This window comes from Robinsoniella sp., from assembly GCF_034124845.1.
Genome location: NZ_JAWYAJ010000276.1, coordinates 1 through 13,482, shown reverse-complemented (window position 1 = coordinate 13,482; position 13,482 = coordinate 1). Strand labels below are relative to the sequence as shown.

The following is a 13,482-nucleotide window of genomic DNA, read 5'->3' as shown; positions in this document are numbered from 1 at the left end:
ATTGCCAGGTTTATTTACCATCTCATCTGAAATCAGGATACACAAAATATTCAATATCATTTTGTCTCCCATGAAGAATGGTCCTGTGTCGTAAAAATTGCCGGGAGCTTTGTTCTCGGTAGCAAAATCACAATTCAGTGCATATTCGATGGCTGTACATAAAAACTGCTCAAGTTCATGCCTGGAATCAAAATCATAGATGATTGGAAATGCACTCTGTAATTTCAGGTAACAGTTTCTTGCATAAATATGCTGGGAAAAATAATATGCTGCCTGATTACAAAATTCCCATTTTTCTTTTAACATCGGTAATCTTTTTCCAGTTAGAATTTTGCTGAGTCCACTGGGAGTCATATTCATATGCAGTGCAAAGTCTGTCTTTGAAGTTTTTGCGATAGTTACAAGTTCGTTTAATAATATACCTACCATTGTGCGGCACCTCATATTGATAATATTTAAAACATTAAATTTCATTATAAACTCTTTTTTTATTTTTTTCTTGCAAAAAAAATAAATTTTTCATAAACTTTTTTCTTTTTTTGCCAATTTATGCAGACTTATTTATATTTAATTTCAAGCACCAAATTGCTTTTGACGTTATGATGTCTCCATATAAGAGTCGTTTCCTATTTAAAATTTAAATACTAAGGAGATTAGGTATGGAGCAGAAATTTTATATTTGTAAACATTGCGGCAGTATTGTGGAAGTAATCCAGGGTGGAGGGGATGTTCTAATTTGCTGCAATGGTGAAATGAATGAGTTAGTGCCAAACAGTACAGATGCGGCTAATGAGAAACATGTTCCAGAAGTTATTGTATATGGATCACAGGTGATTGTCAATGTGGGGGCTGCACCGCATCCCATGACAGAGCAGCATTACATAGGATGGATTTGCATACGTACTACAAAAGGAGTATACCGCAAAAAACTGGCGCCGCTTGATGAACCAACGGCTGCTTTTGCCCTTACTGATAATGAAAGCTTCGTATGCGCTTATGCATATTGTAATCTTCATGGATTGTGGAAAGCTGATGTAACAACTCAGATATAAAAGAACAAATATGAAAAGAAAATCTATCTGGTATGGGGCTGGATTGTAAAAAATAAAGAGAGCTTTAAGCCTGTAGATAATTACAGCTTTAAAGCTCTTTTGATTTATTGAGGATTATACATTTAGGCGAGAACAGGACACTGTTTAAACTGGTCATAGAATACAAAAATATGGAAAGTGAGTGATTGTAAAATGGAGAATAGAGTGAGACGACATTATACCCGTTTGGAATGGACCGGGTGGTATCAGCTGGCAAAAGAATATTATGAGAAAAATGGAGATCTAAAAATTCCTGTGAAGTACAAAACGGAAAATGGGTATTTATTGGGACGCTGGATCGAACGGCAAAGGGCTGCGTATCATGAAAAGGGTGTTTACCGGATTGACGCCCACAGAATATATCTGCTGGAACAGATCGGAATGGTCTGGACCATAAGCGTGCGTACAGAATGGAATATTTGGTATGAATATTGTAAAAAATATTATATAGAAAATGGAAATATTGACATTCCAAGGAATCTGGTATATCAAAACGCAGCCATCGGAGAATGGATCAGCTATCAGAGAAAGTGCTTTCGAAAGAATAATCTGAATTACCAGAGACAGTTAAAATTAGAATTATTAGGCATGGTCTGGAGAAAAAGGCAAAGAAGGGCATGGGACGAATGGTATGAAGATGCCCAAAGCTATTATGAAACTTATGGAAATCTTCAGATGCCTGTTGATTATGTCACCGGAGAGGGGAAACGCCTGGGAAGGTGGGTTTATACACAGCGGGAAAAAGCGAGAGAAGAAGATACCTTAAATCCGGATACCGAGAAAATCGAAAAATTGAAAGAAATAGGTATGAAATATTGACTTTTTCTGTGATGTTAACTTGACAAATAGTTTAAAGTGCGTTATTTTATTATCAAACAACAAAATTCAACAAAAAACAAAATGCAGGATCACTGTGTCTTTTTTCTGATTTAGGAAATGTTTTATGTGGCAAGATAATGTTAAATAATGAATGGAGAAAACTATGAATCTGATTGAAACAATTAAAGATGCCGGGATCGTCGGTGCGGGCGGTGCAGGATTTCCTACACATGTGAAATTGAATACCAAGGCAGAATATTATATTGTAAATGCTGCTGAGTGTGAGCCCCTGATAGAAACAGATAAATACTTGTGCAGAACGTTTGCAGATGAATTGGTTAAAGGAATCATGCTGATTTCCAGCCATCTGGAAGCGAAGAAATCTGTTATTGCAATAAAAGCAAAATACAAACCGGAAATAGCTGCAATAAAGGAAGCCATTGAAAAAAATGGTGCGGATATCGAAATTTTTGAGATGCGTACATTTTATCCGGCAGGAGATGAACAGGTAATCGTTCAGCAGGTAACCGGAAGAAGTGTTCCTGAAAGAGGGCTTCCAATTGAGGTTGGTGCAGTCATCAACAACGTTGGTACCATTATCGGAATGTACAATGCCATAACCAAAGGTAAAAAAAATACCAGCAAATTTCTTTCTGTTGTAGGCGAAGTCCAGGAACCAATTATGCTTCAGGTACCAATCGGAACTCCAATCAGAGAATGCATTCAGGCAGCAAAACCGACTATTTCTGACTATGCAATTATTCTAGGCGGTCCCATGATGGGACGTGTGGTTGCAGATGACGCAGCGATAGATCAGCAGTTTGTCACCAAGACAACTGGAAATATTATTGTACTGCCGAAAAAGCATTATTTAATTGAAAGAACCCATGTGCCCATGGACAGAATTAAACACCAGACAAGAAGTGCATGCATACAGTGCCGTATGTGTACAGACTTATGTCCGAGATTCCAGATTGGCCATCGTATCAAACCACATCTTGTTATGAGAAATGTATGGAGAGAAGACATCATTGATTCAGATAAAGAGTTTGAGGAATGCTTTGGTGATGCAGTAAATTGCTGTAACTGCGGACTATGTGAATTATTCTCATGTCCAATGGGGCTTTCTCCAAGAAGAGTCAACGGATACATGAAAGGAAAGCTTCAGGAAAGAGGAATCGCGGTAGAGAAGAATATGCATCCTCACTCCAGACCTACAGTGGAGCTGAACAGAGTTCCCACCGACCGTTTAATAGCCAGACTTGATCTGGGCAAATACAATGGATTACATGCACATAACTGTATTGAACTTCATCCAAAAGAAGTATTCATCCCATTGTCACAGCATATCGGTAAACCGGCGGTAGCCGTTAAAAATGTCGGTGACAAAGTGTGTGAAGGTGACGTGATTGCCAGTGCTGATGCAACAGGATTATCCACAAATATACATGCAAGCATAAATGGAACCGTATGTGATGTAACATCATCTGGCATCAGAATCAGTGTAAACTAATGGAGGATTAAGGAATGGGAAATTCAGTTGGAATGATAGAACTATCCAGTATAGCAAAAGGAATCGAAACCTGTGATGAAATGTTAAAAGCGGCAAATGTAGAATTATTAAGATCATCTACGATCTGCCCCGGAAAATATATGGTTATTATCGGTGGAGATACAGGAAGCGTAGATGCTTCCATGAAAGTAGGAGAAGCAGCGGCAGGACATTTTCTGGTAGATAAATTATTAATTGCCAATGTCAGCGACCAGCTGATGCCGGCTATCAGCAGTACATCTCAGGTTCCGACAGAAGGAGCAGTAGGAGTAATCGAATTTTATTCCGTTGCATCTGCAATCGTTGCCGCAGATACAGCAGCAAAGGCAGCAGCCATCAATCTCATCGAAGTACGTACCGGATTCGCCGTTGGCGGAAAAGGGTTCGTTACCATGAGCGGAGATGTAAGCGCTGTAACAGAGGCAGTGAAAGCGGCAGAAGCAGTAAGTGAGCTTATGGTTCACAGCGTAGTAATACCAAGACCGACAGATAAGCTGTATGAAGCATTGCTGTAAATAGTATTTAAATAGATTTTATAAATAGCCAGCATTTATACAGGCGCTGGGGCGTTGTATCATAGATGGGATCATTTATGGACAATGCCCCTATTTTGTGTGAAAAAAGATAAATATTTATATGCAGTGGACAGGAAGAGTATGTAAACAGGGTAAACGGATTTTTAGTATCATTATGACAGCGTATACATTTATGGCAATAGTAGAATTTCTGTAAGAAAATTATAAGATATTCTGCATTGCATTTTTATACAACCGTGCTATACTAATTAAGACAGAGAACTTAGATGTTCATAGAGTTGAAATAAATATTAATTCTATGGAACAAGGTTAATTCCAAAGGGGGAGTCATCACAAATGGCAGCCGAAAAAAGAATGGATCCAAAAGATGAGCAGCAGTTTCTGGATCTCGTTAAAGAAATAGTAGAACATCCAAAGTACACAAAGTTAAAAGAATATATACAGCATGGTGAAACAACCGTTTATGAACATAGTCTGGCAGTGGCATATTTAAGTTACTGGATTGCACTGAAATATGGCTGGCAGGTTCAAATGAAGGAATTGGTCCGAGGGGCACTTCTTCATGATTACTTTTTATATGACTGGCATGAGAAGAGCGCAGACCACCGCTTTCATGGTTTTACACATCCGGGCAGGGCGCTGAGAAATGCCTGCGCGGAATTTGATCTGTCACAGATTGAAAAAGATGTGATCAGAAAACATATGTTTCCACTTACACCAATTCCGCCTCGATATCGTGAGACGGCTATTGTGTGCATGGCGGATAAGATTTGTTCCGTATATGAAACATTCCACATGACGTTATTTGGAGAACTGTATCCGGTATCTTAAGCTGCAGAGGTGTGCAGATGTCTCTCCAGGCGTTCTTAAAAATATAGGCAGTCAGCTTCCTTTGGAGGCTGCTGCCTATATTTTTGTGGACTGATTATTTGTCTGGGTAATTTTGACAGTATAATTTCATCATACAAATGGATAAACATATCCCTCTATCGGATCAGTGGGGGTAATCTTTGTAACATGGATCTGAGGTTCTTTCAAAGTTATATCGTTGTATTGATATTCACCTATGGAAAGGTTACCTTCAACGGTTACCCAGGATTCGCTCTCAAGTTCAGAGGCCTTGTCATAGATACAACGGAGACCTGTGGGGGATACGTCGGCAATACAGCATGTCATGGCAAGCCGTGAAACTGTAAATTCATTTTCTTTTGGAATTTTAAAATCATTCATAACGTAGCCTGTTATTACGACAGTATATCCTTCATACTGTACGCCGTTGGAGTCCATTTCGGCAAGCCATAATGCGAAATCTTTATTTGAGACTGTGATTCTTTTATTCTGTACATCCAGCCCTGGAAGACTTGAGAAATCCTCAGCCGCGGATGAGTTTTGAGAGTCCAGTGCCCCGGACTCCTTATCGCTCACATCCTCTATTCCAGATTTGTCCCCATTTTCCTGTGATCCGGTGCCCCCCATGCTTAATGCCCCGGAAAAAGGCTTCGCTTCTGTGACCGTGGGCATACTGCTTCCACGGCTGAAATTTTCTGTAACATCCGAAATTTCCAGGGGCGAGTGAGGAAGTAAAAGCATTATAACGGGGACTGCCAAAACAAGACAATGCATGGACCTTATTTTATATTGGGGCTGAAACAGACGCAGCAAACCGGTGAGTGCCCATATTCCCAGTACAATTGCTGAAAAATAAAGATAGGGTTTCATTCTGGGCGTTACATAGGAGAGATATTTTTCACTGCGGATCAAATAGACCAGTAGTCCGGCAAAAAATCCGCAGAACAGGGATTCCAGTAATACCTGTGGATTGAACGCTCTTATCCTTATCTGCATCTATATCCCTCCTATCTGATAAAATAAAAACACGACAGCAAAACAAATCAAAAATGACGTGAACAGCAAACGAATGATAAAACGTTTCGAAAATCCGGAGGAAAGCATCAGCAGATTTTTAATATCCATCATGGGACCAAAGATAAGGAATCCCATAATCGCCATCATTGGAAACTGAGCAGAGAAACTTCGTGCCACAATTGCATCTGAGGAGGAACACAGGGAAAGAACAAACGCCATAACCATCATGATTATTGTAGATACAGCGTCCCCTGCTTTGCCCTGGGAAATTACTAACATACCGGTTCCCAGTCCCTGAAAAACAGAAGTAACAAAAGAGCCAAGTATCAGATATTTGCCCACATCAAAAAATTCTGCCTGTGCATGACGCAGAAAAAATTCAATTTTGGCACGGGGAACGGATATGGAACTGATTCCCTGATAGCATCCGCAGCTGCACATGACACCATCAAATCTTCCGTTTGGCAAGTCCTGTTTATGGGTATGAAAGACTGCAAAGCTAAGCCCGATAGCCACCGCTGCAAAACCTCCCATACCGATACGTCCCGCTACAACTGCCAGATTCCCACCGAATGCATAATAAGTGGATAAAATGGCTACTGGATTTATCACCGGTGCAGCCAGCATAAATGTAACGGCGGCTGGCAGAGGAACGCCCTTTCGCACCAGGCTTCTGAAAATGGGAATGGAAGCACAGTCACATACAGGCAGGCAAAATCCCCCAGCCACAGCAGCCAGCATTCCTCCGGCGAGTGATTTAGGAAAATGCTTTTCAATCCAGGATCTGGGAACAAAGATCTGGATAATGGAGGATAGAAGCACCCCCAGCAGCAGAAAAGGAATTGCCTGGAGTATAATGCCCAGAAATACATTTATGATAGTATTGGCAGAGAAAGAAAGCTGATCGAGAACGGGTTTTGTCAAAAAATATGCAGCGGTCAGAAAAAGCAGTGATCTAAAAAAAGAGTAGACCGGTGAAGGCTTTTTCTCCATAACCCACTTATATAAGTTGACGGGACAGGTTTCTTTCAGTTTAAATACAGGTACGCCGGGATTTATATTTTTGATCATATGGCGCATCCGTTGGTACGTTCCCGTACCGGAGTTTTTCTGTGAAATGCGCAGGATAACGGCATCACTGTTTGCAATCTGTTCGGGCAGAGAGGTTCCGGTTCTGCCCAGGATTTCTTCTAAACCAGAGACATCAGCAAAATGAATCACTTTCTGTATTCTCAAGCTGCGCAGTAAAGTGCTCTGGAAAAAATCCTGCAGGAGAGAAAAGGGTGTTACGCCATTCCATTCAATCCATATTTCATCCGGTGCCTGTTCTTTTACGCATCTGTAAATTGCCCGTATCATCTGATCAGGCGGTCCTTCCAACTCCTTTTTTGAGAAACATTTGCAGATGCAATAATCATTGGTACCTTGAAATTCTTCTTCACCGGATTCAAACTGCAGCAGTAAAGTCTTAATTTTACTCCGGTCATACCTGTTCAGCATGGCATTTAGAAAAGTGGTTTTACCGGCATATAAAAAACCGGTTACCACATATACAGGTATCGTCATGGCCTAATTCCCATCGAACAGGCCGGCTAATTCCTGTTGGTTTAACCCCCGTCCAATAATACAAATCGTGCTGCCGCCGGACGAACATTCCTTCAGTTGTACACTGCCAGGTACATACTGAACATTGACATAGCCTCCCGCAGTACGTACAATTCCTTTGGCGCGCAGAACAGTTCCTGCTGCCTTTTTCTCCATCCGCCATATCCGCCGCTGCAAATCGAATGTATTGAATACTCTGGTGGTATGTATCGTCACCGTATCAAAAACATCTTCCGCCATATGGCGGCTGGCGCAGCAGCAGGAGACTTGTCCGTTTTCATCTGTATGGCAGTCGTCACTGTGCTGGGATTCAGGTACGCATCTTTGTTCAGAAGCGTGGCTGCATTGGCGTCGTTTTCCCGGATTATCCTTCTCCGATTTTTTGAATTTATGGTTTTGTTCCAGTGCCAGAATTCGGGAGGTATTGAGTGTCTTCCATGAATCAGACAGGATTTTGGCATGTGGATTTAAACTGCTTATAAGTCGTTGTGCACTTGTGACTTTGCCTGGAAAATCTTCCGTTCGGCTGAGAAGAATCGTTTCAGCATTTGTGATCTGATCCTCAAAGAATTCTCCAAAGTTTTCTAGATAAATTGCACAACGCTTTACATCAGCAACCGTTATAGTTTTTTTGATTTTCGCAAGAGAACAGATCTTGGGGCTTGTGCAAACTTTGGTAATATCAGATAACTTTCCCACGCCGGATGGTTCAATCAGGATTATATCCGGATGAAACTGTATCAGAAGATCTTGCATTGCTTTTGCGAAATCCCCTGACAAACTACAGCAAATGCAGCCGGCATTCATCTCTTTTACCTGGATATTCCCATCGTCCAGCAGTGCTGCATCCACGCTGATATCTCCGAAATCATTTTCAATCAATACAACCTGTTTATCATGGAGTTCCTCTTTTAACATTTTTTGAATCAATGTGGTTTTCCCGGCGCCTAAAAATCCTGAAATAATATATATATCAGTCATCGTTCTCCTCCTTTTCCTGTTCCTGTTCCTTCATTCCTTAAAGTCCATCTTTGATCATATATATTACCAGAGAAATTTAATTATTCATGGATGTTTATAACGATTGAATCAGCTATTTCTATTTCATGACATGAAACTGTCTTTTTAATACATGGTTGGCAATATTCCCGCACTTCTAAGTTATAATATTTATCCCGAACATAAGGATTAAGCCGTCAGTTCTGGTAAGGAAAAGAGAATACATCAGGAGGAAAGAAAATGGATGAGTATGAAAGAAGTGCAGATCCGTATGGAAACAGTGTAGACCCGTATGGAAACAGTGTAGATCCGCATGAAAAAAGTAAGGAGCCGTTTCAAAGAAATGTGGATACCTATGAAAAAAGTATGGATACATTTGGAGGAAGTACGGATAACTATGAAAGTAGTACGAATACCTATACAGGAGATGCCAGCACGCAGTATGGAAATCAGCGGATACAGCAGGTGGAAGAAAAAAAGGAAAATATTATTGCCGGTATCGTAGGGGCGTTTCTGGGAACGCTGATTGGTTTGTTATGTATCGTTATAGTTGACCAGCTTGGATATATGGCGTCAATCTCAGGTGTGGTGATGGGTGTTTGTGCTATTAAAGGATATCAGCTGCTTGCCGGGAAGATGAGCCTGAAAGGAATTGTTATTTCATCAGTTTTTATGATCTGTGTAGTTTACGTAAGCCAGCAGCTCAGCTGGGCAATTGATGCGGCAGATATACTAAATATAGATGTTTTCAGTGCTTTTCGTCTGATTCCCGAGATGATCAGACAGGGAGCCATAGACGGTGGAATTTATGTAAAAGATCTCTTTATGCTGTATGCATTTACTGCATTAGGGGCAGTTCCAACCATATGGAATACCATTAAGACCGTTACAAATAGAAATATTTGATAAATTTCAAAAGATTTCCCCTGGCTGAATTTTGTGACGGAGGCTTGCTGCTTCCACTGGCTTAAAATTCAGCGTAGTAAAATAAAAATATCTTTTTGCGGGTACATGGAATTTGTGCGTATCCCGCAGGAGGATATTTTTTTGTTTTTTCCTGATCGAAGCTGACGGGAAATAAAAAAGGAAGTAAAATCTCCTGCATAGCTAAATAATTGTGCAAAACTAATAATTTTCAATTCCGAATTTCAGCAAATATTTAATTTGGCATCCACTTTAGGTCAAATTCATAGAAAAACCGGTTCCGTCAAAAATTATAACCTGATTTTATCCGAATAATTTTAGATATGGCATTATGTACAAGTATTTTACAAAAATATTCATAAAACCAGTGATATTGACAAAATACAGGAAACGTTATATTATGATATCACGATGTCATGACATAGTAACAAGGAGGAAGAAATGGACAATAAAAAGAAAAGAGTTTTAGATGCAATTTCTCACAGGCAGACAGATCTGGTGCCATGGAATTTTGAGCTGACGCCGGGGGCTGTAGAAAACATAAAAAGATTAGCGGGATGTGAAGATGCATTTGCATATTTAGAAAACCATATGCTGAGGGCCAAGTATAAGAAGAATACCAGGCTTGAAAACGGGAATGAAAAGGATCTCTTTGGAGTGACCTGGATGGCATCCAAAGACGGGGGAGATGTGGGTATCATTGCAGAATATCCGCTGGAAGAGGATGAACTGGGAGACTACCGGTTTCCGGAAGTAGACAAGGAATTTGCGTCCGGTATCTGTGATCAGTTAGAAGCAGATCATGGGGAACATTTTACTATGTTCAGCATTACGATGGGATTTTTTGAACGTTCCTGGAGCCTTCGCGGGATGGAAAATATAATGATTGATATGTGTATTCATGAGCCATTTACCTTTCAGCTCTATGAAAAGATTCTGGATCATCATCTGGAACTCCTGGATACGGTATTGGACAGGGATTTTGACGCAGTGTATTTTGGCGATGACTGGGGACAGCAGCGGAGATCCATCATGGGACCTAATATGTGGAGAAAGTACATAAAACCCGGATTTAAGGAAATGTTTGAGAAGGTAAAAAGCAAAGGAAAGAAAATAGTCCTGCACAGCTGCGGAGATATCGAAGAGTTCTTTCCGGAATTAATTCATATGGGACTGGATGTTTACAATACCGTTCAGCCTGAGATCTATGATTTGAAGAAAATCAAACGGGAATATGGGAAAGATCTGACCTTTTACGGAGGAATTAGTACACAGCAGTTCCTTCCCTATGCATCGGCGGATGAAGTAAAGGAAAAAACAAGAGAGATACTGGACATTATGTTCCGGGATGGCGGATACATATTATCTCCCACCCACACAGCCACACCGGATATACCTGCGGAAAACCTGGTGGCTATGATAGAGGCAGTAAAAAATTATAGATAAAAAAAGAAAAAATGGAGGTAGCAAAATGAAAAAGAAAGTGATTTCTATGGTATTGGCACTGAGTATGGCGGTAAGTCTGATGGCGTGCACTGCAGCAACGGGGGAAACAAAAAACACTGCGCAAAATCAAACGGAGGCACAAACAAAAGCCCAGGCGGAATCTAAGACAGAAGCAGTAAAAGAAAATGCCGGAGAATCAACAGCAGACACCAAAGGCGGTAAAAGTGATCTGAAAATTGGCATGGTAACCTATATGATGGCTCAGGAGTGGTATCAGAATATCGTTGCCGGAGCTCAGGAAAAAGCGGATGCGATCGGAGCGGAATTGACAGTTGCGGATGCCAATAACGACGCCAGCAAACAGGTAGAATTGGTTGAAAATATGATTACGAAAGGCGTAGATGCAATTATTATTTCACCTGTAGATACGAAATCTTTAATTAACGTAGTGAAAAAAGCCCAGGAACAGGGAATAAAGGTTGTGTGCGAATCCAATATGGTAGAGGGTGCAGATACCAGGGTTGGAATTCCGGATAAGGAATGCGGCATTACATCCGGCAACTGGTTTGCAGAGTATGTAAAGGCAAATAATATTGATCCTAAAATTTTAATACTAGGCTATGAGTCATTGGAAAACTGTAAAAACCGTACGGAAGGTTTTAAAGAAGCCCTTGAAAGGTCCGGCATTAAATATGAAATTGTTTCCGAAGTAGACGGCGGGTTCCGGGAAGAATCCATGAATGCAACCATTGATGCTTTAACGGCACATCCGGATATTAACGCAGTATTTGGAATTAATGATGATTCCACATTGGGCGCGGTATCTGCCATCAGACAGGTCGGATCGGGGAATGACTTTGTTACCATGCTCTATGGTGTGGAAGGTGCTGCAGGACGTGAAGCTTTAAAAAGTGATGATTTGGTTACAGCCGGGTTATGCAGTTTCCCGGAATATGTGGGCAGTGTCTGTGTGGATGCGGCAGTAGACGCTGTCGGCGGAAATGCTAAGGAAGAATACATTTCTCCAACTACGGTCATCGAAAAGAAGGATTTCGACCAGTATTTTAGCAAGGACGCAGATTCCTATAAAGTTAATTTTGAAGCGGTAGATAAATTAAATAAATAAGGCGGGTAAAAATTATGCACGAGATTGCAAAGGATAAAATGAAGGCGCTTTTAAAATATGAACAGATGGCGCTGCTGCTCTCACTGATCGGACTATGTATCATTTCAACCATCATCTCTCCGGTGTTTTTAAGTGTGAATAATCTGATGAATGTTCTAAGGACAGCATCCCTGACGGCGATCTGCGCCATGGGTTATATGTTTGTTATTTTGCTGGGAGAGATGGATCTGAGCGTAGGTTCCATGCAGGCAGTTGTAGGGATTGTAAGTGTTATGATACTGAATTTTACCAAAAATGTTCCGGCGGCACTTCTGGGAGGCATTATTACGGGAGCTGTATTGGGATGCATCAACGGACTGCTGGTTACAAAAGCGGGTATTAATTCCCTGATTGCTTCTCTGGGAACAATGGCGATCCTTCGGGGAAGTGCCTATATAATCACAAATGGAATTTCTATCCAGGCAAATATTCCTAGGTTTGAAATCTTGGGAACAGGTTATGTCGGCCCATTTCCAATCCCTTTCCTGATTGCTGTGGTGATCTTTGCAGCCCTGTATTTTGTACTGAATAAAACAGTGTTTGGAAGAAATATTTATGCGGTAGGCGGTAATAATTCTGCAGCCCGGTTATGCGGAATCAATGTGGGACGTATTAAAATGGCAGCATATATCATCGTAGGCGTATTAACAGCGTTGTCCGGCTATATACTTGCATGCCGTCTGAACTCGGCACAGCCCAATGCAGGTGACGGGTTTGAATTTCAGGTGATCTCAGCTGTGGTTTTGGGAGGAGTGAGCCTCTCGGGAGGAAAAGGAAATCTTACAGGGGCAGTAATCGGCGTGTTAATATTAAGCGTATTGTCAAATGTTCTGGTACTGGCAGGGGTTTCCTCCTTTTACCAGGAAGTATCAAGAGGAATTGTAATTTTACTGGCTGTATATATTGATTCCAGAAATAAACGTATGGCGGAAAAGAAGATTCTGATGGGAAAAAAGTAAACTGCCAAGGAGGAATGATGGCATGGAAAACAATTCGTATAAGCCTGTATTACAGTTAAAAAATATACATAAAAGATTTCCCGGAGTTTATGCACTGAAAGATGTATCCCTGGATCTTTACCCTGGAGAGGTTCATGCCTTGATGGGAGAGAACGGAGCTGGAAAATCCACTTTAATAAAAGTGATATCGGGGGTATATCAACCGGATGAAGGCTTTATTTATTCCAATGGAAATAAAATTGTGATGGAAAATCCGGCACAGGCAATCAAAGAAAACATCAGCGTGATTTATCAGGAATTAAATCTCGCCCCCAACCTGTCTATTGCAGAGAATATTTTTCTTGGGAATTTTCCTAAAAAGGGCAGCAGAGTGGACTACGACAAGCTTTATGCCGATTCCGCAAAGGTTATGGAAGAGCTGCAGCTGGACCTGGATGTGCGCATGAAGGTATCTTATCTAACCATAGCAAAACAGCAGCTTGTGGAGATCGCAAAATCCATATCCAAACATCCAAAGGTA

At 40.9% G+C, this 13,482-nt stretch carries 13 protein-coding genes and 1 pseudogene; 10 read left to right on the top strand and 4 right to left on the bottom strand.

The features are described 5' to 3' along the window. Positions 1–429: pseudogene (locus ACH2DQ_RS13520) on the bottom strand (hypothetical protein); the annotation flags it as partial. A 230-nt stretch (positions 430–659) separates the two neighbouring features. Between ACH2DQ_RS13520 and ACH2DQ_RS13515 the strand changes: the two are divergent. The 5 genes from ACH2DQ_RS13515 (at position 660) to ACH2DQ_RS13495 (ending at position 4,829) form a co-directional block, all read left to right on the top strand. Beyond that, the gene (locus ACH2DQ_RS13515; RefSeq protein ID WP_394914711.1) at positions 660–1,052 is read left to right on the top strand and encodes a desulfoferrodoxin family protein; all 393 of its coding nucleotides are present in this window, start codon (positions 660–662) and stop codon (positions 1,050–1,052) included. A gap of 204 nt (positions 1,053–1,256) precedes the next feature. Further along, entirely contained in the window at positions 1,257–1,910 is a 654-nt protein-coding gene (locus tag ACH2DQ_RS13510) for a helicase associated domain-containing protein (RefSeq protein ID WP_394914710.1), read from the top strand. A gap of 163 nt (positions 1,911–2,073) precedes the next feature. After that, positions 2,074–3,423: a 4Fe-4S dicluster domain-containing protein gene (locus ACH2DQ_RS13505; protein ID WP_394914709.1), complete on the top strand. Its 1,350-nt coding sequence runs from the start codon at positions 2,074–2,076 to the stop codon at positions 3,421–3,423. A gap of 14 nt (positions 3,424–3,437) precedes the next feature. Then, positions 3,438–3,977, top strand: a complete 540-nt coding sequence (locus ACH2DQ_RS13500; RefSeq protein ID WP_394914708.1) for a BMC domain-containing protein — start codon at positions 3,438–3,440, stop codon at positions 3,975–3,977. A 357-nt stretch (positions 3,978–4,334) separates the two neighbouring features. Further along, a complete protein-coding gene (locus tag ACH2DQ_RS13495) occupies positions 4,335–4,829 on the top strand; it encodes an HD domain-containing protein (protein ID WP_394914707.1) in 495 nt (164 codons plus the stop codon). A 129-nt stretch (positions 4,830–4,958) separates the two neighbouring features. Here the strand turns inward: ACH2DQ_RS13495 and ACH2DQ_RS13490 are convergent, their stop codons facing one another. From ACH2DQ_RS13490 to ACH2DQ_RS13480, 3 genes are read right to left on the bottom strand one after another with little or no spacing between them, the layout of a single operon-like run. Beyond that, positions 4,959–5,843 carry a TIGR03943 family putative permease subunit gene (locus ACH2DQ_RS13490; protein ID WP_394914706.1) on the bottom strand — a complete coding sequence of 295 codons (885 nt, stop codon included), beginning with the start codon at positions 5,841–5,843 and terminating at the stop codon, positions 4,959–4,961. Continuing rightward, positions 5,844–7,430 carry a permease gene (locus ACH2DQ_RS13485; protein WP_394914705.1) on the bottom strand — a complete coding sequence of 529 codons (1,587 nt, stop codon included), beginning with the start codon at positions 7,428–7,430 and terminating at the stop codon, positions 5,844–5,846. A 3-nt stretch (positions 7,431–7,433) separates the two neighbouring features. After that, positions 7,434–8,450 (bottom strand): CobW family GTP-binding protein, encoded by a 1,017-nt coding sequence (locus ACH2DQ_RS13480; RefSeq protein ID WP_394914704.1) that lies wholly within the window; start codon positions 8,448–8,450, stop codon positions 7,434–7,436. A gap of 258 nt (positions 8,451–8,708) precedes the next feature. Between ACH2DQ_RS13480 and ACH2DQ_RS13475 the strand changes: the two genes are divergently transcribed. The 5 genes from ACH2DQ_RS13475 to ACH2DQ_RS13455 all read left to right on the top strand — a co-directional run. Continuing rightward, positions 8,709–9,374 carry a hypothetical protein gene (locus ACH2DQ_RS13475; protein WP_394914703.1) on the top strand — a complete coding sequence of 222 codons (666 nt, stop codon included), beginning with the start codon at positions 8,709–8,711 and terminating at the stop codon, positions 9,372–9,374. Between the two features lie 459 nt (positions 9,375–9,833). Continuing rightward, a complete protein-coding gene (locus tag ACH2DQ_RS13470; protein ID WP_394914702.1) occupies positions 9,834–10,838 on the top strand; it encodes a uroporphyrinogen decarboxylase family protein in 1,005 nt (334 codons plus the stop codon). Positions 10,839–10,863: 25 nt separating this feature from the next. Beyond that, on the top strand, positions 10,864–11,964 hold the full coding sequence (locus ACH2DQ_RS13465; protein WP_394914701.1) for a sugar ABC transporter substrate-binding protein: 1,101 nt from the start codon (positions 10,864–10,866) through the stop codon (positions 11,962–11,964). Positions 11,965–11,978: 14 nt separating this feature from the next. After that, entirely contained in the window at positions 11,979–12,962 is a 984-nt protein-coding gene (locus tag ACH2DQ_RS13460; protein WP_394914700.1) for an ABC transporter permease, read from the top strand. Positions 12,963–12,984: 22 nt separating this feature from the next. After that, positions 12,985–13,482, top strand: a 498-nt coding sequence (locus ACH2DQ_RS13455) for an ATP-binding cassette domain-containing protein (protein ID WP_395027077.1), incomplete at its 3' end; no start/stop codon positions are given.